We start from the raw sequence: 24,307 nt of genomic DNA on the forward strand, positions 1-24,307 counted from the left end.
CCTGGAACCGCCGGCCTTACCGGCGTGGGTTATTGGCAATCATGGCGGCGGTGTCGGTACGGATCTCGATCAAGGTCGGCAACCGGTCTTTTGACAATCGGGCGAACTCTGTCTCGAAGTCCTGGGTCGTCTCAACCGATGCCGCTTGCAGGCCGTAGGCCCTGGCCAAGGCCGCAAAATCGGGATTCTCAACGTCCGTGGCGTACACCCTGCCTGGATAGCGGCGCTCCTGGTGTAGCCGGATCGATCCGTAGCTTGAATTATTGATGACCAGAATGAGAATCGGCAGGCGATATTGCACAACCGTCATCAAATCGGGCGAACTCATCAGCAGGCAGCAATCACCCGCATAGCAGACCACGGTACGATCCGGATGCTCCATCTGGGCGGCGATGGCGGCGGGCAGGCCAAAAGCCATGGACCCGCTGACGGGGGCCAACTGGGTCCGCACAGAAGAGAATTGATGATATCGCGAAACGTATCCGGCATAGTTGCCGGCGCCGTTGGTGACGATGGCATCTTTCGGCAGCCGGTCGCTCAAGCCGCGCACAATGGCGGCAATATTCAGCCTTGCATCGGGCAGGACCGGCGGCCGCGCATGGGCTTCGTAAGCTTCGCGCCCCGCGACGAGGCGCTGCAGGCGAATTTCATCCGGATCCGGCGCCGGCAATGCGCGCAGCGCCTGGGCGCAAGCCGGCATCGTCGCCGCAATCAGTAGATCGCCCTGGTAGACGCGGCCCAGCTCCTGCGGCTCGGGGTGAACCTGGATGAACGGCTGCCGCAGTCTCGGAACGGGAAGCAGCTCATAGCCTTTGGTCGTGGCTTCGCCCAGGCGCTCGCCCAAGGCGATGATGAGGTCGCTATCGGCAACGTAACGGGTCAAGGCGGGACTGGTTCCCAGCCCTAGTTCACCCACATAGTTGGGGTGACGGTTGTCGAAAGTGTCCTGGCAACGAAAGCCGTTCGCCACGGGGACGGCATGGCGCTCGGCGAAGGCCTGGACATCGCCGAACGCTTGCGGCGTCCACCCTCCCCCGCCCAACACAAGGAGCGGCTTGCGGGCGCGACCGAGCATTTCCCGCAGGGATTCCAAAGCCTGGGCAGACGGGGCGGATTCGGCCAGCCGATACGGAATCAGCGGCTGCGCGGGCGCCTGGTCGACCAGCATATCTTCCGGCAACGCGAGCACCACCGGGCCGGGCCTCCCGTTGACCGCGACGTGGAATGCCCGGCTGACGAGTTCGGGAATGCGCGCGGCATCGTCGATTTCGGCCACCCATTTGGCAACCTTGCCGAACATCTGGACGTAATCGACCTCCTGGAAGGCGCCGCGTTCCCTGGCGCTACGCTCGACCTGGCCAATGAACATGATCATCGGCGCGGAATCCTGCGCTGCGGTATGAACCCCGATCGCACCGTGCGAAGCGCCCGGGCCACGGGTCACGAAGCAGATCCCGGGCTGGCCGGTGAGTTTGCCATGCGCGGTTGCCATGTTGGCGGCATTGGCCTCGTGCCGGCAAACCACCAGGTGCAGTTTTTCGGATACATCGGACAGGCTATCGATCACGGCGAGAAAACTCTCGCCCGGAACGCAAAACGCCCGTTTCACGCCATTGACCAAAAGTGCATCCACCAATAGCCGACTGCCTGAACGCATTGTTTCGTCGTGGTTTTGCATACGCCTTTTTCATCCCTGGTTTCGGTGCGATGCAAATGGTGCGTGCCTACAAGGCCCTGGTCCAATCCTTAATTTCTATCTCTGTGATTTCTTCTCGCATATCAATTCACGGCATCTCTGCCGGTCAGTCCGTACAGCGTACGCAACGAATGAGGCGATCCGGATATTGATAGGTTTCCTGAATCACCAGCCACGGTATTTCGAAATAGACGGCCGGATGACGTGAAACTAACTTACCTCCCCAGGGATGGGCGTATGCGCCACCGCGCAATGGCGTGTCCGCCGCGCCCGCGGTCCGATAAAAAACGAGGAGACATAGATGGCATACCTGCGCTTGCTATTCCTGCTGTCATCCATGGCGATTTCGCAACTCGTCGCCGCGCAGGCCTATCCGGATAAGCCAGTCACGCTGGTTATCGCCTTTCCTCCCGGCGCATCGAACGACACCGTAGGCAGGTATCTGGCGCAAGGCCTGGGCAGTTTATGGAAACAATCCGTGATCGTGGAAAACCGCGTGGGCGCGGGCTCCGCGATTGGAACCGCCTACGTAGCCAAGGCCAAGCCCGATGGCTACACGCTGTTGCTGACATCTTCGGCCTACACAACCTTGCCGGCCATCATGCCCCAGCTTTCATACTCGCCGGAAAAGGACATGACGCCGGTCGCCATGATAGGCCTCAGCCCGCTGGTCCTCGCGGTGGGGCCCAGGGTCAAGGCCGGCAATCTCCGGGAGTTCATTGCCGAAGCCAGAGCGCGCCCTGTGTTCTTCGGCACGGCGGGGCTGGGCAGCGCCACGCATTTTGGGGGCGAGTTGATCAACTCGGCTGCCGGCATCGATATGAAAGCGGTGCATTACAAGGGCGGCGGCCAGGTCATGGTCGATATGCTGGGCGGCAGGATCGATGCCTTCATCGCCACGTACTCGGCGGTCGAGCCCCAACTGGGCGACGCCAAGATCCGCATTCTTGCGGTGATGGACAAGGACAGGATCGATGCATTGCCTCAGGTTCCCACGGCCGCGGAGCAAGGTTTGACGGGCGCCGAAAGCGCTTTGTGGTGGGGAGTTTTCGCGCCGCGCGGCACGCCGCAGCCTGTCATCGATAAAGTCAACGCCGATATCAAGGCTGTCATGTCCAAGCCGGAAGCAAGCCGTTTCCTGGCGAGGCAAGGCGGCTTCGCGCGTTTCCTTCCACCCGCCGTCTTCGCCGACCTGGTTTCCAGGGAAATACACGACTGGAAGGCGCTGGCGCAGGCCCGCGGCATAAAAGGCCAATAGACGTAGACGTGCGCCAGGAGCATTGCTCCATGAGCGCAGGGCCGCCTGCGTATCCATAACCCCAATGACATGGAAGGAAAACGCCGTGAATGAACCGCGACTGACAGGAAAAATATCCAGCTCGAATATCGGCCGGTTAAGCCTGCCCGAGATTCCGCCCGAGCTGATCGAAGGATTTCGCGCGTTGGGCGCGGATGCGTCCAGCGTCATATCGGACGCCCTCGATGAAGCCGGCCTGATGAAAGCCGTCGGCGCCTCGGTGCTCCGGCCGATATATGGTGGCGCCGCGATGATCGGCCGCGCGCTGACCTTGCGTAATATCGTCCAGGAAAACAGTCCGTCGGCGGGGGCGAATGCCAAAGTCTCGCGCCTGGCCGAGATCGAAGCGCACAACCTGGCCGAACCCGGCGACGTATTGGTCATAGAAGGCGTACACGGCATTTCCAATATCGGCGGGATTTCAGCCACGATAGGAAAGCGCGAGGGAGAACTGGGGGCCATCGTCGACGGCGGAATACGCGACGTGAGCGAATGCCGCAGCATCGGCTATCCCATGTGGAGCCGCGACGTCACGCCCTTGACCGGCAAGTGGCGAGTCCAGACTCTCCAGATAAATCACCCGGTACAGATCGCCGGCGTGCAGGTCGCGCCGGGGGATATCGTGATCGCCGATGAAACGGGCATCTGCTTCGTACCATTGGAAATAGCGCCTCGCATCCTGGCGCGGGCACGCGAAATGTTGGCGGCGGAAGCGGGCCGGCAAAAGGACATCGCGAACGGGATTGCCGTAGCCGACCTGGCAAACCGCGCCGGATCGTTCACCATGCCCAAACAGCCCTGATCCGGCAATATCGCGGAGGAGCACAAATCGCGGTAAGGTCGACGTAAATCCCCAGGCGCGACGAAATGAAATCCGACTCCCCAAGCCTCCAGGCGATTCAGCGCATCAATGCCGTCCTCCGGGTGCTTGCGTCGCACAATCGTACGGGCCTGCGCCTGGTGGACGTCATATCGGCGTCGCAGATAGACCGCTCCACCGTTCACCGCCTGCTCCAGAGCCTGGTGACCGAAGGCCTCGTGGCCCAGGACCAGCGCTCGAAGCGGTATTTCCTGGGGATGGGAATATTCGAGATGGCGGTTGCCATTCCGGCGCAGCGCTTGCGCGACGCCTGTCTCCCGCATCTGCGCGACCTCGCCTTGTCCACGGGCGATACGGTATTCCTGAGCGTCAGGTCCTCGTATTTCGACGGCGTATGCATACATAGGGAAGAAGGCAGCTTCCCCATCGCCCGCGTCCTGGAAGCCGGGCGCCGGCGGCCGCTGTGCATGGGCTCCAGCAACCTTGCCATTCTCAGCCGTCTGCCGCTTGGCGAGATCCAGCGCATCTGCGAAGAAAACTACCCGCGCATCCGGAAATCCTACCCTGGCGTGACCGAGCGAGGCATCAAGCAGCGGCTTGCGGCGGCGCAGCGGGATGGCTACGTATTCGCCGACGTCATGCAGCGAGAGCAGATCATCAAGTCGATGGCGTTTCCCATCCTGGACAGGCATGCGCTGCCGGTCGCGTCGATCGGCCTGTCGGCGCTCGTCGAGCGCTGGACGTCGCGCCGGATCAGGCAAGTGCAAAGACAAATGGAAGCAGCCGCCGCATCCATTGCCCACGATCTGGACGAGATAAAGCAGGGTTCTCCCGGCCTCTAAATCGGGGCCGGCGCTTACATTCCCGCTGAGCGGGAATTCTTCCCACGTCTTCCGGCCCTGCCGCTAGAGTCCTTGTCATGCGATTCGCACAAAGACGGATCGCGATAACGACAAGAGGAGACGACTCATGAAGACTACCGGCTATCGCCGATGGTGGGCGCCGCCGCTGGCGCTGCTGTTCGGCTTGTTGGCGGTGCAACCCGCGGCCCATGCGAAAGGCGAATTTCCCTCGCAACCCGTTCGTATCGTCGTGCCCTACCCGGCCGGCGGCACGACCGATTTCGCCGCCAGGCTCATTGCCGAGCAGTTGACCAGGCGGTCAGGCCAGAGTTTCATCGTCGAGAACAAACCCGGCGCAACGGGTTCCATCGGCGCGATGGACGTGCTGAACGCCAGGCACGACGGCTATACGCTGCTGATGAACGACACCTCTTTCGCCATCGTTCCGTCCTTGTCCAAGAGCCTGAAGTGGCATCCCAAAACGGACTTCATTCCGATATCCACCGTGGCGATATCCCCGGTAGTCTTCGTCGTGGCGGCGGACTCCCCCTTCCACACGCTGCAGGACTTCATTGCCGCCGCGAAGGCAAAACCGGGCGCCCTCGAATATGGCGCGGGCGGATACGGAGGCTCCACGCATCTGGCGTTCGAGGTGTTCAACGACCAGGCCGGCATCAAGGTCCAGGACATCCCCTATAAAGGGGCCGGCGAATCGCTCGTGGGACTGATGGGGGGCAGCGTCAAGGCGATGATAGCCGCGGCGCCTTCGCTGCTCGGCCAGATCAAGAGCGGCAAGATCAGGGCGCTTGCGGTAAGCGGTCCAAAGCGGCTGCCGGTCCTCCCCGACGTGCCCACCTTCGCCGAAGCGGGCTTGCCTTCCTATGACGTGGAATATTGGTTCGGGCTGGTGGCCCCGAAGAATACGCCGCCCCAGGTTGTCGCCCGCCTGCACGAGCTGCTGACCCAATCGCTCGCGGATCCCCGCACGCAGGAAAGCCTGCAGAACGTAGGCGCCTTCCCCGGCGGCATCTCTTCCAAGGACTTCGCGGCCTTGATCGCCTCGGAAATCGACCGTTGGTCGAAAGTCGCGAAAGAAGCCGGCATACAGCCGAATTGACCATCTGAATCAAAGGACGCTATTCATGACGACCGCACGTTTGGCGGGTCACCTGCTGATCGAATCCCTTATCGATCATGGAACCGAGATCTGCTTCGGCGTTCCAGGGGAAAGCTATCTGGCCGCGCTCGACGGGCTCTATCAACACCGCGACAGGATCCGATTCATCGCATGCAGGCAGGAAGGCGGCGCCGCCAACATGGCGGAAGCCTACGGCAAGTTGACCGGCCGCCCCGGCGTTTGCTTCGTCACCCGCGGACCGGGCGCCACCAACGCGAGCATAGGCGTGCATACGGCATTCCAGGATTCGACGCCCATGGTGCTTTTCGTCGGGCAGGTCGAGCGTGGGATAAGGGACCGCGAGGGATTCCAGGAAGTCGACTATCGCGCCATGTTCACGCCGCTGGCGAAATGGGTGGCGCAAATCGACAGCGCCGACAGGATCCCGGAATACGTGGCCCGGGCGTATCAAACCGCCACGAGCGGACGCCAGGGTCCCGTCGTTCTCGCGCTGCCGGAAGACATGCTGCTGGACATGACGGAAGCGGAGCCGCTGGCGCCGTACCGGCGCAATCTGTCCTGGCCCGATCCCCAGCGCATGGAAGCGCTTGCCGAAGAACTCAAGCGCGCCAGCAAACCCCTCATGCTCGTCGGTGGAGGCGGTTGGACGCCCCTTGCGTGCCAACAGTTGGAAGCCTTCGCTCGGCAATGGAATCTCCCCGTGGCGTGCGCTTTCCGATTCCAGGACACCTTTGACAACTGCCATCCGAATTATGTGGGAGAAGTCGGTTCCTCCATAAGCGCCGATCTGCGCAAGCGCATCGAAGACGCGGACCTCATACTCGCGGTCGGCGTTCGGCTGGGGGAAGGAACGACTCGCTCCTATACGCTGGTAAAGCCGCCGCGCCCGGCGCAAAGGCTGGTCCACGTGCATGCCGGCGCGGAAGAGCTCGGCCGCGTCTACCAGGCGGACGTGATGGTGCAGTCGTCGTTGCCGGGATTCTGCGCATCGCTCGGCAGCCTTCGTCCGCCCGAATCCCCGGCATGGCAGGAGTGGACCCGCGCAGCCGTCCTGGCCTATGAGAAGCACGCATCGCCCCCGCCCGGGAACGGCCTCAAGCTGGACCTGGCGCATGTAGCGGCAACGCTGCAGCAGCGCGTCCCGGACGATACGATCTATGCCAGCGGAGCCGGCAACTTCGCGGGATGGTTTCTACGATTCATCAAGTACCGCGGCTTGTCGCGCGGACAGCGCACCCAGCTCGAGCCGAGCAGCGGCGCCATGGGCTACGGCGTGCCGGCGGCCGTCGGCGCGCGGCTGGTCGAACCGCATCGCACGGTAGTGTCGATTTCCGGTGACGGCTGCTTCATGATGAACGGACAGGAGTTGGCGACGGCCGCGCATTACGGCGCGAAGATCCTGTTTCTCGTGGTGAACAACGGTTCGTTCGGAACGATACGCATGCACCAGGAAATGTATTTTCCGGACCGGATCTCGGGCACGGACCTTACCAACCCCGATTTCTCGACGCTGGCATCCGCCTATGGAATGAAGGGTTTCGTCGTCGAGAAGACCGAGGAATTCGAACAGGCCTTGGCGAACGCCCTCGCGGCCCCGGGATCCGCCCTGATTGAATTGAGGACCGACGTCGACGTCATCAGCGCCAGGACCACCCTGTCCGAAATCCGGCGCCAGGCAAAGGCTACGGCGAAATAGGAGACACCATGCGCTGGCTCAGATTCATGTATGACGGATCGCCGACCTACGGATATATGGTCGAGCAGGATCTGGTCGTCCCCATATCGGGCACCCCGTTTTCCCGCCAGGACGCGCGGCCGGCGCCTGGCGCCGCCCCTGTCCCCTATGCCTCCCTTGAATTGCTGGTCCCCGTCGTGCCGCAGACTTTCTATGCGGTGGGCAGGAACTACCGATCGCATATCGACAGCGTCTATCGTGCCTCCGATCCCGAGGTCAAGGATCCCGAGCGCCCTGAAATCGGTTATCGCGCCAACAATGCCCTGCTGCCGCATGGCGCGGCGATCCGCATTCCCGCCGACGCCACCGAGAAGGTCCACTACGAGGGAGAACTGGTCGCGGTGATCGGAAAAAAGGGAAAGCACATCTCCGAGCAGCGAGCCCTCGAGCATGTCTTCGGCTACACCATCGGGAACGACGTCAGCGAACGCACGTGGCAGAAGACGGACCGGACGATGTGGAGGTCGAAGAACACCGATACCTTCAAGCCCATGGGACCGTGGATGGAAACACATTGCGATCTCGAGGCAATGCACACGAACGTTCGCGTCAATGGAGAGCTGAAGACATCCTTCCAGACGTGCGACATGATCTTCGGCGTTGCGCGCTACATCAGCACGATCAGCCAATACTTCACCCTGTATCCAGGCGACGTCCTATGGATGGGCACCGCGGGAACATCGCCGGACCTGCGCGACGGCGACGTCGTCGATATCGAAATCACCGGCATCGGGACACTGAGCAACAAGGTCGTTCGGGAACCGCACGGAGAGTAAGCGCCATGAAAATCACCAGGATTCAGGGTTACCCGCTATCCGCCGACCTCGGCGCGCGGTATGGCGGCGGCAATTTCGAGTTCTCCACGGCGCGGCTGGTGCTGGTCAAGGTGGACACCGACGAGGGATTGACCGGTTATGCCACCCTGCACGGGCACGCCATGAAAGAGGTATGCGCCCTGCTTCCTCAACTGCAGCCGCTGCTGCACGATCTGGACGCCATGAGCCATGAGGCGATATGGCAACGTCTATTCGACGTATCGACCAGTTCTCCCGCGACGACAAGCTTCGAACCCCGGCGGTCGGTCATCTCCAACGACAAGTTCGCCGTGCTCATGCGATGCATCGCGGGGATCGACATCGCGCTGTGGGACATCAAGGGCAAGGCCTCGAACCTGCCCGTCTGGAAACTGCTCGGGGCGTCCCGCGACACCATGCCGGCATACGTGACGGGCGGCTATTACCGTTCGGACCGCGACAATATGCGTTTTCACGGCGAACTCGCGTCCTACGTCGACGAAGGATTCTCGACGGTGAAGATAAAGATCGGCGCACTGCCGGTGGACGAAGACCTCAAGCGGGTACGCGAGGCCAGGGCTGAAATCGGCCCGGACTGCAAGCTGATCCTCGACGCGAATAATGCCTACACCTGGCAGCAGGCGGCCGACGCCATCCGGCGTTTCGAGGCCTACGACATTCATTGGTTCGAGGAGCCCGTGCATTGGTACGACTCTGTCCGCGCCTTGGGGAAGCTGTCCGCCCTTACCAAAACGCCGCTGTCCAGCGGCGAATCGGAGATCCATGGCTGGGCCTGCCGCGACCTCGTCGACATGGGCGGGATCCGCATCATGCAGTATGACGCGACCCGCGGCGCGGGCGCGACGGACTGGCTGAGGGTGGCCGCATACTGCAATCTGCACGGCGTCACGATGAGCACGCATCATCAGCCTCATATTCAGTGCCATCTGACGGCGGCAATGCCGAATGGAGGCATCGCCGAGACTTTTTCGACCTCTGCGCGCGATCCGTTCTGGGACGAGTTGTATGTGGAACGCGCTCAACTGAAAGCGGGAGCGATTCATTTGTCCGACCGCCCCGGATTCGGCTTCGATATCGACTGGGGGACCGTCACGCGATATCAGGCCTGAAGGCCTATCTCCAGCCCAGGCGCCGCGGCGCGCGGCCAACCGCCCGGTGCAGCGCCCGACGCCGGAGACGCGCCGCTGCCCGATGCGAACATCGCGAAAATCGCCTACTCTGCCAGGTTCAGCAGATCTTCGCATTTCAACAATGCGTTCAAGGCGAAGTTCGGCATCCGGCCCTGCGCAGCACGGCGGATGCAGGACCGCCACGGCCCCGGATCGGGGCCGGCGTTCCCGCTACAGAAATCATGAACCAAAGAAACGTCACCTATCGGATGATCGAGGCCTTCCAGGCCGCGATGCTGAACAACGGGATCAGCGCGGGGGCCGAGGCGCTGGGGATATCGCAGCCCGCGATGAGCAGGTTGATCGCCGATCTGCAGAAATCCATCGGCTTCCTGTTGTTCGCCAAGAGCGGGCGGACGGTCAAGCCTACGGCCGAGGCGCATGCGCTGATGTCCAAGGTCCAGCAGTCCTTTCTGGGACTGGAGCAGATCGTCGATTTTTCCGCGCAGCTCCGGAAACAGAAACTGGGGCAGCTCGCCATCTGCGCCATTCCGTCGATAGGCCACTCGGTCATGCCCTGGGTCGTTGCCCAGCTAAGGCGTAAATTTCCCGACGTTCTCATCAGCCTGCAAGTCGCCTCATACGTCGAAGTGGCGCGCCAGGTAAAAACCCGGCAGGCCGACATAGGATTGACGGGGGATACGCTTTCCCTGGGCGACCTGGAAACGGTGGCGGAATTCTCCGCCGACTGCGTTTGCATCGGAACGTCGAAATGGCTGGATCCGAAAGCCGCCCACGTGCGCGCCAAGGACTTGGGCAAGATGCCTTTCATTTCTCCCACGGGCACTTTCCGGCCTCGCCTGAACGCCTGGCTGGGCGCGAACGGCGTTCGGGTCGATTCCATGGTCGAAGCCTCGCTCTTCCAGTCCATCAGCGACCTCTGCCTGGAAGGCCTGGGCGTTGCCGTCGTGGACCGCCTGACGGGGATCAAGCATCAAAAACGCGGCGGCGTGACCCTGCCCTTGCGCCCCGCCATGGCCTACACGGTATACGCGACGGCGATGAGCGACACGCGACTGTCGGTGCCCGCCCGTGAACTCATCCGGTTGGTCGCGGCGGCGAACGGCGATACATAACATCCACGCATGGGTTGATCACCCGAGATCCATGGATATCCTGGCGATGACTTTCTAGGATTGAACCTCAATAATTTTTCATGGGGAATCCTTATGTCTTCCAGCATCGCGCGCCGGCCATGGATCGCCGCCATTTCCATGGGCCTGATCCTTTCGGCGCCCGCGGCCAGGGCCGAATGGCCCGATAAACCCATTCGGTTCATCGTCAATGCCGCCGCCGGCGGCGCCGCGGACGGGACGGCCCGCGTGCTCGCCGAGGGGCTGAGCAAGCGGCTGGGGCAGCCCATCATCATCGACAACAAGCCGGGCGCCTCCGGCGTCATCGGTCTCGACACGGTCGCCAAGGCGCCGCCCGACGGCTATACCATCGGCAATGCCAACCTCGCCACGTACACCGTCACGGCGTTGACGGCGAAATCGCTCCCCTACGACCCGGAGAAGGATTTCACGCCCATTGCCAAGCAGTGGACCCAGCCGAATCTGCTTGGCGTCACCCCCAAGCTTCCCGTCAAGACCGTCGCCGAGCTGGTGTCCTATGCCAAGGCGCATCCCGGCGCCGTCTTTTATGGCTCGACCGGAACCGGCACTGCATTGCACGTGCTGGGCGCCCTGTTCGGTGATCTCTCGGGCGCGCAGTTGACCCACGTTCCCTACAAGAGCGCGCCCGCGGCCGAGCTCGATCTGTCGACGGGCCAGATCCAGATGATGTTCAGCAACTTTACGTCCATGGAGCCCCAGGTGCGCGCCGGCCGTATTCGTGCGCTGGCGATTACCGGTCCGCATCGTTCGCCGATGCTGCCCGACGTGCCCACGATCCGCGAAGCCGGCTATCCCGCGCTGGAAATGGAGACCTGGGGTGGCGTCGTCGGTCCGGCGAACATGCCGCCGGCCATTGTCGAACGGCTCAATCGGGAGATAAACGCGGTGCTTGCCGATCCCGCGGTGATCAAGAAGCATGAACACCTCGGCGCGGAAGTGGCGCCGGCCTCGATCGCGGCATTCAAGCAGATGCTCGAAGCCGACCGGTCCCGCTGGGGCGAAGTGATAAGGCACAACAACATTACGCTCGAATAAACAAGCGTAAGGCCACTCGGCTTCCAGCGAAAAAACCAACGCGAGATTTTCCGTTCGGCGGCGCGTCCGCGATCCGGACGGAGTCGCGCCGCCGGTCGCCGCGGCAAACAACCGGTCATCCCCGATCGATCAAGAAATATTCGTATGTCTTCAAATGAAATTATCGTCGTAGGCGGCGGCCTGGTCGGCGCCGCCATCGCCTACGGGGCGGCCAAGAGCGGCGCCGCGGTGACCTTGCTCGACCAGGGCGATATCGCGCACCGCGCCTCGCGGGGCAACTTCGGCCTGGTCTGGCTGCAGAGCAAGGGCGCGGGCTTCCCGCGTTATGCCCGATGGAGCCGCGACGCCGTGGACCATTGGAGGCCGCTTGCGAAGGAACTGGCGGACCTCACCGGCGTCGATGTCGATCTGCAGCAGCATGGCGGCTTCTGGATAGGGTTCAGCGAAAAGGAAATCGCCGAACGCGCGGTCATGTTGGCCGACATCGATACCGACGGCCGCACGCCGTTCGAGATACTGGATCACGCGGAACTCAGGGCGCGTCTTCCGGAAATCGGGCCGCAGGTCGTGGGCGGAAGCTGGTGCCCCCTGGACGGCCACGTGAATCCGTTGAAGCTGCTGCACGCGCTGCATGCGGGCCTGAAGCTGCACGGCGGCCGCATTTTCAACGGCGTCGACATACGCGAGGTCGGTTCGGACGGCGAAGCCGGACGCTTCCAGGCCAGGACCATCGACGGCCGCCAATGGACCGCGGACAAGATTGTCCTGGCCGCGGGTCTGGGCAACGACAGGCTTGCGCCTCAATTGGGCCTGCACGCCCCGGTGGTAGCCAACCGGGGACAGGTGCTCATCACGGAAAGGCTGAAGAAATTCCTGCCTTATCCCACGAACAAGGCGCGTCAAACCGCGGAAGGCACCGTTCAACTCGGGTTTTCCGTCGAGGATGTCGGCTTGGACGACGGCACGACCGTCGCCGGCATCGAATGGATAGCCAGACGCGCCGTCACGACCTTTCCCCTTCTCTCCTCGGTGAAACTCATTCGCGCATGGGGCGCGCTGCGCGTCATGACGCCGGACGGCGCGCCGATTTACCAGGAGTCCGCGAGACACCCGGGCGCGTTTGTCGCAACGAGCCACAGCGGCGTATCCCTCGCGGGTTCGCATGCGTACGAGATCGGCCCCTGGATCGCCGGCGTCCAGCCCGCCCCCGATGGCGTAGCGCAGTTTGCCGGGGAACGCTTCCTCGATCCCAACAGGAAATTCAGCAATGCGCACTAAGCCCCAAGAAGCACCGGTTTCCCTGTTCTCCGCGGCGGCCGGCCCCGGCGCGAAAAAGACCCGGATCTACTTCGAGGACAGGCCGCTGGATGTTCCCGAAGGAATAAGCGTCGCGTCGGCGCTGTTGATTTCGGGCGTGCGCGCGTTCAGGTCCACGCCGGTCTCGGGCGCTCCGCGCGCGCCCTATTGCATGATGGGGGTGTGTTTCGAATGCCTCGTCGAAATAGACGGCCGCCCTGGCCGCCAGTCTTGTCTCACCCCGGTTCGGGACGGCATGGTCATCAAACGCCAGGAAGGCGCTTCCGAGTTGAAGCATCCAGGCCGGGAGGATTGATATGGAAACGAATATCGAGTTGTTCGACCTCGTGGTCATCGGCGCCGGCCCCGCGGGACTTTCGGCGGCGATAGAGGCCCGGAGATTTGGACTGACCGTAGCGCTGTTGGACGAACAACAGCGGGTGGGAGGCCAGATCTATCGCGCGATCGAGGATGCCAGCGAACAGCGGCGCAAGGTCCTGGGCCCGGACTATGTCGCCGGCGCGGAATTGGCCAAGGCGTTTTCGTCCTGTGGCGCCGTGCACGTCGCCGGCGCCGCGGTATGGAACGTGGACAGGGACAAGACCGTTTCCTATCTTCAGGATGGCCGCGGCAAGACGGTCCAGGGCCGCGGCATCGTGATCGCCAGCGGCGCGATGGAGCGTCCCTTCCCCATTCCCGGATGGACCTTGCCCGGCGTCATGGGCGCGGGCGCCGCCCAGATCCTGTACAAGACGTCGGGCGCGATTCCCACCGAGCCCGTGGTTATCGCGGGATGCGGGCCGCTGCTCCTGCTGTTGACCCAGCAATATCTGGACGCCGGCGTAAAGGTCAAGGCATTGGTGCAGACCACCGGCACCGACGATTATCTGCGCGCAGCGCCGCATCTTTTGGGCGCCCTGCGTGGCTGGAACGATCTGGCCAAGGGCGCGAGGATGCTGAAAAAGATTCGTGCCCATGGCGTCGAAACGTACACGGGCGCGAGCGCTTTCGCCGTCGAAGGAATGGAAAGGGCCGAAGCCTTCGCCTTCACCCACAAAGGCAAGCGAAGGCATATTCCCTCTTCCCTGGTCCTGCTTCATCAGGGGGTGGTGCCCAACACGCAGTTGAGCTGGGCGCTGCGAGCCGGTCATCGATGGGATGACAGGCAACTATGCTGGATTCCGCTGACGGACGGCTACGGCCAGATCGACGACACGGGGATCTACATCGCCGGCGACAGCCGCGGCATCGTGGGCGCGAAGGCCTCCGCTTCGCAAGGACGCCTGGCGGCCCTGGATATCGCCCGCCGCTTGCAGAAAGTCGACACGTCCGCGGGCCGGCAACGCGAGACCGAGCTATCGGCGGCGTTCAGGAAACAGGTACAGATCCGGCCGTTCCTGGACGCGCTGTACCACCCCAGGGAAGCGCATCGAATTCCCGCCGATGAAAAGGTGATCGTTTGCCGCTGCGAGGAGGTCACCGCCGGCCAGATCCGGAAATACGTGGAAGTCGGCTGCCTGGGGCCGAACCAGACCAAGGCCTTCGGCCGCTGCGGGATGGGACCGTGCCAGGGCCGCCTGTGCGGGCTGACGGTGACCGAAGTCATCGCGAACGAACGAAAAACGAGTCCGCAAGACGTCGGGTACTACCGGATCAGGCCTCCCATAAAACCCATCACCCTTGGCGAACTGGCCAATCTCGAACCATAGTTTTTTCACCTGCCCAAAGGGTTACAGAAATGGAAATCAAGCGTATTGCCACCGATACCCGCCGCTCGCGCGCCGTGGTCTACAACAACATGGTTTTCGTGGGCGGCCAGACCGCCGACGATCGCGGCCAGGATATCCGCGGACAAACCCTGCAAACGCTCGCCAAGATCGAGAAGTTCCTGGCCGAGGCCGGCACGGACAAAAGCCGCCTGCTGACGGCTCAAATCTGGATCAAGAACCTGGAGCGCGATTTTGCCGGCATGAACGAAGTCTGGGATGCCTGGACCGCGCCCAATGCCGCGCCCACGCGCGCCACCGCCCAATGCGAACTGGGCGCGAAGGACATTCTTGTCGAGATCATCGTCACGGCCGCCGTCGAATAGCGGCGGCGATCGGGAGGGCAATGGTCCGTTCCTGAACGAAAACGGAACGCCTGGGTAAATGAAAAGGAAAGGCCCCCGCTCTCACGAAGCGGGGGCCTTCCAACAACAAACCTGCCCTGAAGCGGAAATCAGAACGGAATATCGTCGTCCATATCCGCCAGGTTCGCGCCGCCACCACCACCCGACGGCGCCGGCGCGGCCGGGCGTTGCTGGGGCGCCGGGCGCTGGGCCGGACGCTGCGGGCGCGAGGCCGGGGCGTCGTCGTAGCCGCCGCCACCGCCGCTGTTGTAATCGCCACCGCCGCCGCCCTCGCGGCCGCCCAGCATTTGCATCTGGTCCGCCACGATTTCGGTGCTGTAGCGATCGGCGCCGGTGTCCTTGTCCTGCCACTTGCGCGTCTTCAGGCGGCCTTCGATATAGACGGAGCGGCCCTTTTTCAGGTACTCGCCGGCGATCTCGGCCAGGCGGTTGTACATGACGACGCGGTGCCATTCGGTTTCTTCGCGCCGTTCGCCGCTGTTCTTGTCCTTCCATTGCGAAGTGGTCGCGATGGAAACGTTGCAGATGGCCGCGCCGTCAGGGCTGTAGCGCACCTCGGGATCGCGTCCCAGGTTGCCGACGATGATTACTTTATTGACAGATGCCATTGCTATTGCCCTCGTGCCCCGATGCCAGAGAATTCGTGTATGGGACAAAAAAAGTGAAAAACGCGCCGGAAAGCGCCTGAACCCCTTGACCTTCCGGCTATCCCGTTGTGCCCGACGCAACGTCGCGCGCCGGCGCGTTGCGGGGACGGCGGCGCCGTGCGAACGCCACCCATTGGGGCAACATTCTACTGGGTTTGGCGGCCTGCCAGCATCCGGCGGGACAAACTCGCGGCGGACGCCCAGGCGCCCGGTTACCGCCGCTTACCGGATCCGCGCCGCCTCCAGCACGTAAGCCCGGAAACGGCTCAGGACGGGATCCTCCTCCGCCAGGCGGTGGAAGGCCAGCATGACCGGGTTGACCGGCAAAGCGCGCCGCACCTTGACGATGCGCAGCACGCCGAAGCCGACATGGCGGCGCACGATGGATTCCGGGGCGATGGAAATCAGCCGCGACGCCGCGACCAGCGCCAGGTTGGCCTCGAAAGAGCGGGTTTCCATCAGCGGCCGGATGGGCGGCAGGCCGTGCTCGCTCCAGAATGCGTCGAAGGCGCCGCGCGAGGTCGTGCCGCGTTCGGGCAGGGTCCAATCCAGGGCCGCGAGCCGCGGCAGGGACACCTGGCCCTCGGGAATACCGGGATGGTCGGCGGCGCAATAGATAACGGTGCGTTCGTCGAACAGGCGCTCGATCGCCAGTTCGCCGCTCGCATGCTGGACGTTGCCGCGCAGGATGGCGAAGTCCAGCTCGCTCGCCGCCAGGGCATTGAACAGGGCCAGGGAATTGCCTTCGCGGACTTCGAAGCGCATGTCATGGCCTCCGTCCGGATACACCCGCTCCAGCAGCTTCGGCAGCAAGGTGTGCATGGCGCGCGGAATGCATCCCAGGCGGATGGGCGGCGCATCCTCCGCCGTCAGATCGTTCAACCGCTCCATCGTGCGCAGCGCGAAGCGCGCGCGCGGCAGGATCAGGCGGCCCTGCGCCGTGGGCACGCTGCCATGGCTGGAGCGCTCGAACAGCCGCGCGCCCACCAGCGCTTCCGCCTCGCCCAGCAAGCGCGACAGCACCGGCTGCGGCACGCCCAGGGCGCCCGCGGCGCGGTGCACCGACCGGTTGTCGTCCACCGCCACCAGGGCCTCGATATGGCGCCGCTGCAAGGATTTCTTCTTCATGGATTTTCCGGAAGAGATACGAATTCAGTATAACGATATGCCTTATATATATCATTTACGGCATTACCCTCGATTGCTATATTGACCTCGCCCACAGCCTCCGCGCACCGGCCCGTCCCTCACGGCGCATCGCTCGCGCGGGCCTTCCTCAAAACACGCACAAGGTCGACATCATGGCTTCGTTTACCGTTACCGCCCTGGCCCCGGCGCTGGGCGCCGAAATTTCCGGCCTGGATCTGCGCGCGCCGCTGGCCGCCGACGGCATCGCGGCGCTCAAGCGCGCCTGGCGCGAACACCTGGTCCTGCGCTTTCGCGGCCAGTTGCTGAGCGACCCCGAGCTGCTGGCGCTGAGCCGCGTGTTCGGCGAACTCGATCCGCCGGGGCCCAATCCCTACGGCAAGCCCTTCCTGGCGGAATTCCCCGAAATCAACGTGATCTCCAATGTGAAGAAGGACGGCGTGCCCATCGGCAACCTGGGCGACGGCGAAGCGGTCTGGCATTGCGACATGACCTATATCGAGACGCCGCCCATGGCCGCGCTGCTGCACGCGCTGGACGTGCCGCCCAGCGGCGGCGACACCTTCTGGGCCAATATGTACCTGGCCTGCGAGACCCTGCCGCGCGCGCTCAGGCAGGCGATCGACGGCCGCCGGGCCATCCACGACGCCACGTACAACAGCGCCGGCATGATGCGCAAGGGCATGAAGGACGTGACCGATCCCCGCGAGGCCCCGGGTGCCCGCCATCCGCTGGTGGTGCGCCACCCGGAAACCGGCCGCGCCGCGCTTTACCTGGGCCGTCGCCGTAACAGCTATATCCTGGGACTGCCCCTGGACGAGAGCAACGAATTGCTGGACCAGTTGTGGACGCACGCCACGCAACCGGAGTTCACCTTCCGCCAGCAATGGCAGCCGCACGACCTGATCCTGTGGGACAACCGCTGCACGCTGCACCGGCGCGATTCTTTCGACCCTGGCGTCAGCCGCATCATGCACCGCACGCAGATCAAGGGCGCGGCGCCCGTGCCCTACGTAGAGCCCGGCACCATGGCGGCCTGAGCCGCCTGGGGAAAATCACCGATGAGCAGGCGCGAGGGTCTTCCATGAAGACCGTCTCGATGCGCGCGCCGGGCGAGGCGGCGATCGAATGAGCAAGGCATCGGCGTATCCGCGATATACGTTGTTGTTGCGGCAACTACCAAAATAACCTATTCTGGTCCGCATACTATCCGCCGGATTATCCCGGCGCCGCCCCTGGATTCAGGCCGCGCGGTTCCCCGGCATGACGGGAAGCGCAAGAAAAAGGAGTGGGAACATGAGCACCGTGGACGTCAAGACCGAAATCACCGGCAACGTGTGGAAGGTTTTACTGAAGCCGGGCGACGCCGTGGAAGAAGACGAGCCCATTCTCATCCTGGAATCCATGAAAATGGAGATTCCCGTGGTCGCGCCCGAAGCCGGCACGGTTGCCGAAATCCTGGTGCAAGCCGAACAGACCGTGTCCGAAGGCAGCGTCGTCGCGCGCCTGACGGTGTGAACGCGCCATGGCGTCCATCGACCGCCTGCTGGTCGCCAATCGCGGCGAGATCGCCTGCCGGGTCATGCGGACCTGCCGCGCCCTGGGCATCGAAACCGTCGCGGTCTATTCCGAAGCCGATCGCGCGGCGGCGCATGTGGCCATGGCCGATCAGGCCTACGCCATCGGCCCCGCCCGGGCCAGCGAAAGCTATCTGCGCCAGGACGCGATCCTCGACGCCGCGGCCCGCGCGGGCGCGCAGGCCATCCATCCCGGCTACGGCTTCCTGTCCGAGAACGCCGGCTTCGCCCAGGCCGTGCAAGAAGCCGGACTGACCTGGATCGGACCGCGTCCGGAAAGCATCCGCGACATGGGCGACAAGCAGCGGGCGCGCGAACTGGCCATCGCCGCCGGCGTGCCCGTCGTGCCGGGCAGCGGCCGCTTCGAAACCGGGGCGCTGGACGGCATCGCCCAAAGCGCGGACGCGGTCGGCTACCCCCTGCTGGTCAAGGCCGTGGCCGGTGGCGGCGGCATCGGCATGCGGCGCGTCGACCAGGCCGACGGCCTGATGGCGGTGGTCGAGGCCAGCCAGTCGATGGCCGCCAAGGCTTTCGGCAACGGCGCGGTTTTCCTGGAGCGCTACATCCCGCGCGCGCGGCACGTCGAAATCCAGGTCTTCGGCTTCGGCGACGGCAATGCCGTCCACCTGTACGAGCGCGACTGCTCGTTGCAGCGCCGCTACCAGAAAATCATCGAGGAAAGCCCAGCCCCCGGACTGCCGGCCGCGACGCGCGCGCGCATGGCGCAAGCCGCCGTGGACCTCTGCCGCGCCACCCGCTACCTGGGCGCGGGCACCGTGGAATTCATCGTCGATGCCGCCTCGTTCGACTTCTACTTCCTGGAAATGAACACCCGCATCCAGGTCGAGCATCCGGTCACCGAAATGATCACCGGGCGCGATCTGGTGGCCATGCAGATCGACCTGGCGCGCGGCAATCTGGCGATGCCGGAGCAGGACGCCATCGCGGCCAGCGGACATGCCATCGAATGCCGCCTGTATGCCGAGGATCCCAAGCGCATGTTCATGCCCTCGCCGGGCCGGTTGACCGTCTTCCGGCCGCCGGCTGGCCTGCCGGGCATACGGGTGGACAGCGGCTATCGCGAAGGAGACGAGATCACGCCCTTCTACGATCCCATGGTCGCCAAGCTGATCGCGCACGGCCCGGACCGCGATACCGCGCGCCGCCGGGCGGCGGATGCGCTGCGGCAATTTCCGGTGGAGGGCATACGCAATAATCGCGATTTCCTGATCGCCTGCCTGGAACATCCCGCCTTCGCCGCGGGCGACGTTCATACCGGTTTCGTGGATTTGCACGGCAAGGGGCTCTGCTAAACTCGCACGGTTTTCGACGAGGTACCCCGATGAGCGTCAAGCACGTGGCCAGGGACGAAGCGTCCGCGGACAATATTTCCGGCGATTTGAAACGGCTGGGCTTCACGGAGTACGAAGCCAAGGTCTACGTCCAGTTGCTGGGCATGCCTGCGTCGACGGCCTACGAAATAGCCAAGCAGGCCGGCGTGCCCCGTCCCAATACCTACAGCGCGCTGGACAGCCTGGCGCGCCGCGGCGCCGTGCTGCCGGTGCGCGAAAATCCCACCTGCTACGTCGCCGCGCGGCCGCGCGAACTGCTGGACGCCATCGCGCGCCAGACGCGTTCGCTGTGCACCGGCCTGACCGAACGCCTGGAATCCGTCACGCCGCGCACCGACGATCATTACGTCTGGACCTTGCGCGGCGATTCGGCCGTGCACGAACAGATCGACATGCTGATCGAGCGCAGCCAAGAAACGGTGTGGATCAAGGCGTCCGACCACGTGCTGCGGCGCCATGCCGACCGCCTGCGGGAAGCCGCCGTCACGCGCGGGGTGCGGTTGCTGATCGTGCTGTTCGGCCAGGACGCGGAGGAATTCCGCTACACCGACAAGTGCAGCGTCTACATCCACGAGAACAATGGCGTGCGCATGGGCACGGCCGACAACCTGTTCACGCTGGCGGTGGATTACCGCGAAATGCTGACCGCCAATGTGGAAGGCGACGTGATCGCGGCGCACTCCAAGAACATCCCCATCGTGACGATGGCGCTGTCGCTGATCCGCCATGACTACTACATGGCGGAGATCTTCACGCGCTTCGGCGAGCAGATCGACGCCGCCTTCGGCCCGTATCTGCGCGACCTGCGCCTGCCCAGCTTCACGCCCGAGCAGGTCGCCTCGTTCAAGAAGAACACCGGACTCGTTTGACGGCGCCGTCCGTGTACGCGCGCGCTACGCCGGCGGACCGGCGCGCATTGCGCCTGCCCTGACTCAGCGCCCGCGCGCCGCCTGCCACGCGGCCAGCCGCGTTTCCAGCACGGACACCACCGCCAGCGCCTTGGCCAGGTCGGGAATTTCGTCGAACACCGGCACGCCCACCGCGCGCGCCCGCTCCCGATAGACGCGCTTGCCGTCGTCCAGCTCGGGAGAACCGTCGCTGCGCAAGGCCAGCAGGAAATGCGCCTGGCCCGCCCATTTGCGCTGGGTCTGCTCGACCACGGCAAGCAGGTTGCCGATGGGATCGACGGCGCCGCGGCCGACGAAGGCCGCCAGGTTCAGATGCATGGCGACGGCATCGGGCCGCGCATGTTCATAGACCAGGTCCAGGATCTCGCCGGCCACCCAGCCGTCCTTTTCCTGCAAGGTCCGCACGGGCGTATCGATGGGATTGACGACGCTGGTGCCGGGCGGAAAACCCAGCGCTTCGAGCGCCGCGCGCGCCGCCGGGCCGAAGGGCGCGACCTCCAGCCCTTCGCGCGCGAAGCTGTCCGCGCCCAGCACGCTGGATCCGCCGCCGTTGCCGAACAGCGTCACGGCGTGCGTCGGACGCTGCGAACGCGGCGTCAAGTGCTGCAGCGCGAGCAAGGCGTTGATGAATTCGTCAACCGTCTGCACCATGGCGACCGGCGTCTGCGCCGCCATCGCGTCCCAGGCGCGTTCATTGCCCGCCAGCGCGCCGGTATGCGAGCTGGCCGCCAGTCGTCCCAGGCTGGTGGTGCCGCCCTTCAGTATCACCACGGGCTTGGCGACCGGCGCGTTGCGCAGCAGGTCGAAGAAGGCGCGGCCGTTCTTGATGTCCTCCAGATACAGGCCGATGGCCCGGGTATCGGGATCGTGGAGATAGTAGGCAAGCAGATCGTGCGGCGCGATGTCGGCGCTATTGCCGATGGTGACCAGGCCGCTGAAGCGCAGGCCGCGCCACTGGCCGCGCTTGATGATATCGGTGGACAGGCCGCCCGACTGCGACACGATGCCGATGCCGCCCGCCTCGGCCGGCGCGTCGGCGGGAAACGTCAGCTTGCCGCGCGGGGAATAGGTGCCCAGGCAGTTCGGGCCCAGTACGCGCACGCCGCCGGCGCGCGCCTGTTCGACCAGGGTCCGCTGCATCGCCTCCCCTTCTTCCGTCTCGCCGAAGCCGGAGGAAATGACCTGCGCGAAACAGCATCGTCCCGCGGCCGCGCCCAGCACGTCGGGGATTTGCGCGGCGCCGATGGCGACATAGGCGTAGTCCACCGGCCGGGGCGTTTCCGCCAGGCCGGGATACGCGGGCAAGCCTTCGACTTCCGGCGCGTTGGGGTGGATGGGATAGATTTCACCGTCGTAGCCATAGGCTTTCAGGCGGCGGATGAAGGTGTTGGCGATGGCGACGCTGCGCGTCGACGCGCCCAGCACGGCGACCGTCCGCGGGCGGAACAAGGGGCGGTAGTATTCGAGCACGTCGGACGCCGCGCTCGTGGAAGCCGGCCCGGCGGGAGATGGCTGCGCCGACGAGGACGGGCCGGCGGCGACCGGCGCCGTCAACACGAATCGCGCATCCACCGCGTGCACGCCGGCCGCCGACGCGATCAGGGGATTGATGTCCAGCTCGGCCAGGTCGTCGCCCATTGCGTCCAGCACCCCGCCCGCGCCGCCCACCGCCATCAGGACGCGCACCAGCGCCTGCCGGTCGACGGCAGCCTGGCCGCGCACGCCGCGCAGGAGAGCCGCGCCGCGCAGTTCGTCCAGCATGGATTGCGCGTCGGTTTCGGTAATGGGGCATATGCGAAACGCCACGTCCTTGAGCACTTCGATGAATATGCCGCCCAGGCCGACCATGATCATGAAACCGAACTGCGGATCGCGCACCGCGCCGACGGCCACCTCGATGCCGCGCGGCGCCATCTCCTCCACCAGCCAGCCGTCCACGCGCGCGGCGGCGATCGCCGGACGGGCGGCCATCTCGCGCACGGCCCGTCCGACCTCGGCGGCGTCGGCCAGGTGCAGGGCCACGCCGCCCGCATCCGATTTATGCAGGATGTCGGGCGACATCACTTTCACGGCGAAGGGGCCCGCCAGGCCGGCGGCCAGCGCGGCGGCATCCTCGGCATCCCGCGCCACCGCCGCGCGCGGCACGGCGATGCCGAACGCCGCCAGCAGCGCCTTGCCGTCGGCCTCGCTCAAGGCCTGCCGCCGTTCCTGGCGCGCGCGGGCCACGATATCCCGCGCCGGATTGTTTTCCACCATGTTCACAGTCCCCTCGGAGGCGCGCTCGTTGCTGGATGGATCGACAGATCGATGCTCGATCGTTCAATGGCTGAACGGCTCGGCAGCCGGGTCGCTCAATAACTCGTAGGCCAGGTCCGCATCAGGTGTTCCCCGATGCCGCCGGTGCGGCGGCGCCGCTGCACGTCCAGCATGCGGATCAGGAAATCCCGCGTCTCCTGCGGCTTGATGACGTCGTGCGCGGAGAAGATGCGCGCCATGTCCCACACCTCCAGGTCCTTCTGGATGTCGGCCAGCGCCTCGGCAAAGCCTTCGTCCGACGGCGTCTTGTTGTGCACGATATTGGTGGCGAACACCGGATCCATGAAGCTGATCTCGGCGGTGGGCCAGGCCACCATGACGTCGTTGTGCGCGCCCCCGCCCATGGCCACGTAGGCGCGGCCGTAGGCCTTGCGGCACAGCACCGTGATCTGCGGCACCGTGGTCAGGCAGGTGGCGTTCATGAAATTCATGATGTGCCCGGGCGCGCCGCGCCGTTCGGCATCCAGCCCCACCACGAAGCCCGGCGTGTCCATGAAGCGGATCAGCGGAATATTGAAGCTGTCGCACATCACGGTGAAATCCACGGCCTTGCGGCAGGCTTCGGCCGACAGCGCGCCCCCGCCCGACATGGGATTGTTGGCGATCACGCCCACCACCTGCCCGCCCAGGCGCGCCAGGCCCGCGACCAGCGGCTTGCCGAAGCGCGCCTTGATTTCGAGGAAGCTGCCGCGGTCGAAGACGATCTCCAGGATCTTCTTCATGTTGTAGACCTGCGTCCGCTTCTCCGGCAGTATCTCCAGGATCTTTTCCTGCCCTTCGCCGGAGCCCTCGGCGATGCCGGCGTCCGGCGGCAACTGGCCGTTGTGCGAAGGCATGTACGACAGGAAGCGGCGGATGGCCTGCATGGCTTCCTCGTCGCTATCGACGAAGTAATCGATCAGCCCCGTCTGTTCCGCGTGCAGCCGCCAGCCGCCGAGTTCTTCCAGGTCGACTTTCTCGCCGATGGCCATCGACACCAGGCGCGGGCTCGATACGGACATGATCGAGCCTTTCTTCATCACCGAGAAGTCCGCGCAGCAGCATAGCCAGGCCGACGAACCGAACGACGTATCCAGCGCGGCCGACACCCAGGGCGTCTCGCGCATGCGGCGAAACTGCGTGATGTCGTTGCCCAGCAGGCTGCCCATGCCGCGCGAGCCCATGGCGTCCGGCAGGCGCGCGCCGGCGGTCGAGCTCCGCCAGCAGGTGTTCATGGGGCATGGTGGTCTCCTCCTGATGATGCCCAGGCGCTGCCGGCGGACTTGCCGCCGC

Annotated in this window: 22 protein-coding genes; 17 read left to right on the forward strand and 5 right to left on the reverse strand. The window is 64.5% G+C overall.

Annotated elements, in window-relative coordinates:
- Positions 1–16: 16 nt before the first annotated feature.
- Entirely contained in the window at positions 17–1,678 is a 1,662-nt protein-coding gene (locus tag CAL29_RS29915; RefSeq protein WP_094856488.1) for a thiamine pyrophosphate-dependent enzyme, read from the reverse strand.
- 319 nt (positions 1,679–1,997) lie between these two features.
- On the opposite strand from CAL29_RS29915, the gene CAL29_RS29920 reads away from it, so the two are divergent.
- The 13 genes from CAL29_RS29920 to CAL29_RS29980 all read left to right on the forward strand — a co-directional run bounded on the left by CAL29_RS29920 (position 1,998) and on the right by CAL29_RS29980 (position 15,050).
- Positions 1,998–2,954, forward strand: a complete 957-nt coding sequence (locus CAL29_RS29920) for a Bug family tripartite tricarboxylate transporter substrate binding protein (protein WP_094856489.1) — start codon at positions 1,998–2,000, stop codon at positions 2,952–2,954.
- A gap of 64 nt (positions 2,955–3,018) precedes the next feature.
- Positions 3,019–3,795, forward strand: coding sequence for an RraA family protein (locus CAL29_RS29925; protein WP_218831912.1), 777 nt, complete (start codon positions 3,019–3,021; stop codon positions 3,793–3,795).
- Between the two features lie 65 nt (positions 3,796–3,860).
- Positions 3,861–4,655 carry an IclR family transcriptional regulator gene (locus CAL29_RS29930; protein WP_094856490.1) on the forward strand — a complete coding sequence of 265 codons (795 nt, stop codon included), beginning with the start codon at positions 3,861–3,863 and terminating at the stop codon, positions 4,653–4,655.
- 127 nt (positions 4,656–4,782) lie between these two features.
- Positions 4,783–5,772 carry a Bug family tripartite tricarboxylate transporter substrate binding protein gene (locus CAL29_RS29935; protein ID WP_094856491.1) on the forward strand — a complete coding sequence of 330 codons (990 nt, stop codon included), beginning with the start codon at positions 4,783–4,785 and terminating at the stop codon, positions 5,770–5,772.
- 25 nt (positions 5,773–5,797) lie between these two features.
- Entirely contained in the window at positions 5,798–7,489 is a 1,692-nt protein-coding gene (locus CAL29_RS29940) for a thiamine pyrophosphate-binding protein (protein ID WP_094856492.1), read from the forward strand.
- An 8-nt stretch (positions 7,490–7,497) separates the two neighbouring features.
- Positions 7,498–8,304 carry a fumarylacetoacetate hydrolase family protein gene (locus CAL29_RS29945; protein WP_094856493.1) on the forward strand — a complete coding sequence of 269 codons (807 nt, stop codon included), beginning with the start codon at positions 7,498–7,500 and terminating at the stop codon, positions 8,302–8,304.
- Between the two features lie 5 nt (positions 8,305–8,309).
- Positions 8,310–9,452, forward strand: coding sequence for a mandelate racemase/muconate lactonizing enzyme family protein (locus CAL29_RS29950; RefSeq protein ID WP_179284227.1), 1,143 nt, complete (start codon positions 8,310–8,312; stop codon positions 9,450–9,452).
- A 242-nt stretch (positions 9,453–9,694) separates the two neighbouring features.
- Positions 9,695–10,588 (forward strand): LysR family transcriptional regulator, encoded by an 894-nt coding sequence (locus CAL29_RS29955; protein ID WP_094856495.1) that lies wholly within the window; start codon positions 9,695–9,697, stop codon positions 10,586–10,588.
- Between the two features lie 93 nt (positions 10,589–10,681).
- Positions 10,682–11,662, forward strand: coding sequence for a Bug family tripartite tricarboxylate transporter substrate binding protein (locus tag CAL29_RS29960; RefSeq protein WP_094856496.1), 981 nt, complete (start codon positions 10,682–10,684; stop codon positions 11,660–11,662).
- Between the two features lie 144 nt (positions 11,663–11,806).
- A complete protein-coding gene (locus CAL29_RS29965) occupies positions 11,807–12,940 on the forward strand; it encodes an NAD(P)/FAD-dependent oxidoreductase (protein ID WP_094856497.1) in 1,134 nt (377 codons plus the stop codon).
- On the forward strand, positions 12,930–13,274 hold the full coding sequence (locus CAL29_RS29970) for a (2Fe-2S)-binding protein (protein WP_094856498.1): 345 nt from the start codon (positions 12,930–12,932) through the stop codon (positions 13,272–13,274). Before CAL29_RS29965 ends, CAL29_RS29970 begins: the two co-directional genes overlap by 11 nt.
- Before the next feature lies 1 nt (position 13,275).
- On the forward strand, positions 13,276–14,667 hold the full coding sequence (locus CAL29_RS29975) for an NAD(P)/FAD-dependent oxidoreductase (protein ID WP_094856499.1): 1,392 nt from the start codon (positions 13,276–13,278) through the stop codon (positions 14,665–14,667).
- A 29-nt stretch (positions 14,668–14,696) separates the two neighbouring features.
- Positions 14,697–15,050 (forward strand): RidA family protein, encoded by a 354-nt coding sequence (locus CAL29_RS29980; RefSeq protein WP_094856500.1) that lies wholly within the window; start codon positions 14,697–14,699, stop codon positions 15,048–15,050.
- A 128-nt stretch (positions 15,051–15,178) separates the two neighbouring features.
- On the opposite strand, the gene ssb is transcribed toward CAL29_RS29980, so the two are convergent.
- Both ssb and CAL29_RS29990 read right to left on the reverse strand, forming a co-directional pair.
- Entirely contained in the window at positions 15,179–15,697 is a 519-nt protein-coding gene (gene ssb / locus CAL29_RS29985; protein WP_094856501.1) for a single-stranded DNA-binding protein, read from the reverse strand.
- 261 nt (positions 15,698–15,958) lie between these two features.
- The gene (locus tag CAL29_RS29990) at positions 15,959–16,864 is read right to left on the reverse strand and encodes a LysR family transcriptional regulator (protein WP_094856502.1); all 906 of its coding nucleotides are present in this window, start codon (positions 16,862–16,864) and stop codon (positions 15,959–15,961) included.
- 173 nt (positions 16,865–17,037) lie between these two features.
- Between CAL29_RS29990 and CAL29_RS29995 the strand changes: the two genes are divergently transcribed.
- The 4 genes from CAL29_RS29995 (at position 17,038) to CAL29_RS30010 (ending at position 20,680) form a co-directional block, all read left to right on the forward strand.
- Positions 17,038–17,922 carry a TauD/TfdA dioxygenase family protein gene (locus CAL29_RS29995; protein WP_094856503.1) on the forward strand — a complete coding sequence of 295 codons (885 nt, stop codon included), beginning with the start codon at positions 17,038–17,040 and terminating at the stop codon, positions 17,920–17,922.
- A gap of 256 nt (positions 17,923–18,178) precedes the next feature.
- On the forward strand, positions 18,179–18,400 hold the full coding sequence (locus CAL29_RS30000; protein WP_094856504.1) for an acetyl-CoA carboxylase biotin carboxyl carrier protein subunit: 222 nt from the start codon (positions 18,179–18,181) through the stop codon (positions 18,398–18,400).
- A 7-nt stretch (positions 18,401–18,407) separates the two neighbouring features.
- Positions 18,408–19,772 carry an acetyl-CoA carboxylase biotin carboxylase subunit gene (locus tag CAL29_RS30005; RefSeq protein WP_256977814.1) on the forward strand — a complete coding sequence of 455 codons (1,365 nt, stop codon included), beginning with the start codon at positions 18,408–18,410 and terminating at the stop codon, positions 19,770–19,772.
- 29 nt (positions 19,773–19,801) lie between these two features.
- A complete protein-coding gene (locus tag CAL29_RS30010) occupies positions 19,802–20,680 on the forward strand; it encodes a TrmB family transcriptional regulator (RefSeq protein ID WP_094856505.1) in 879 nt (292 codons plus the stop codon).
- A gap of 63 nt (positions 20,681–20,743) precedes the next feature.
- Here CAL29_RS30010 and CAL29_RS30015 read toward each other — a convergent pair whose 3' ends face one another.
- Both CAL29_RS30015 and CAL29_RS30020 read right to left on the reverse strand, forming a co-directional pair.
- A complete protein-coding gene (locus tag CAL29_RS30015; protein WP_218831913.1) occupies positions 20,744–22,975 on the reverse strand; it encodes an acetate--CoA ligase family protein in 2,232 nt (743 codons plus the stop codon).
- 95 nt (positions 22,976–23,070) lie between these two features.
- A complete protein-coding gene (locus tag CAL29_RS30020; protein ID WP_218831914.1) occupies positions 23,071–24,249 on the reverse strand; it encodes an acyl-CoA carboxylase subunit beta in 1,179 nt (392 codons plus the stop codon).
- Positions 24,250–24,307 lie beyond the last annotated feature (58 nt).

Source organism: Bordetella genomosp. 10 (genome assembly GCF_002261225.1).
In the GTDB taxonomy this organism is placed as follows: Bacteria; Pseudomonadota; Gammaproteobacteria; order Burkholderiales; family Burkholderiaceae_B; genus Bordetella_C.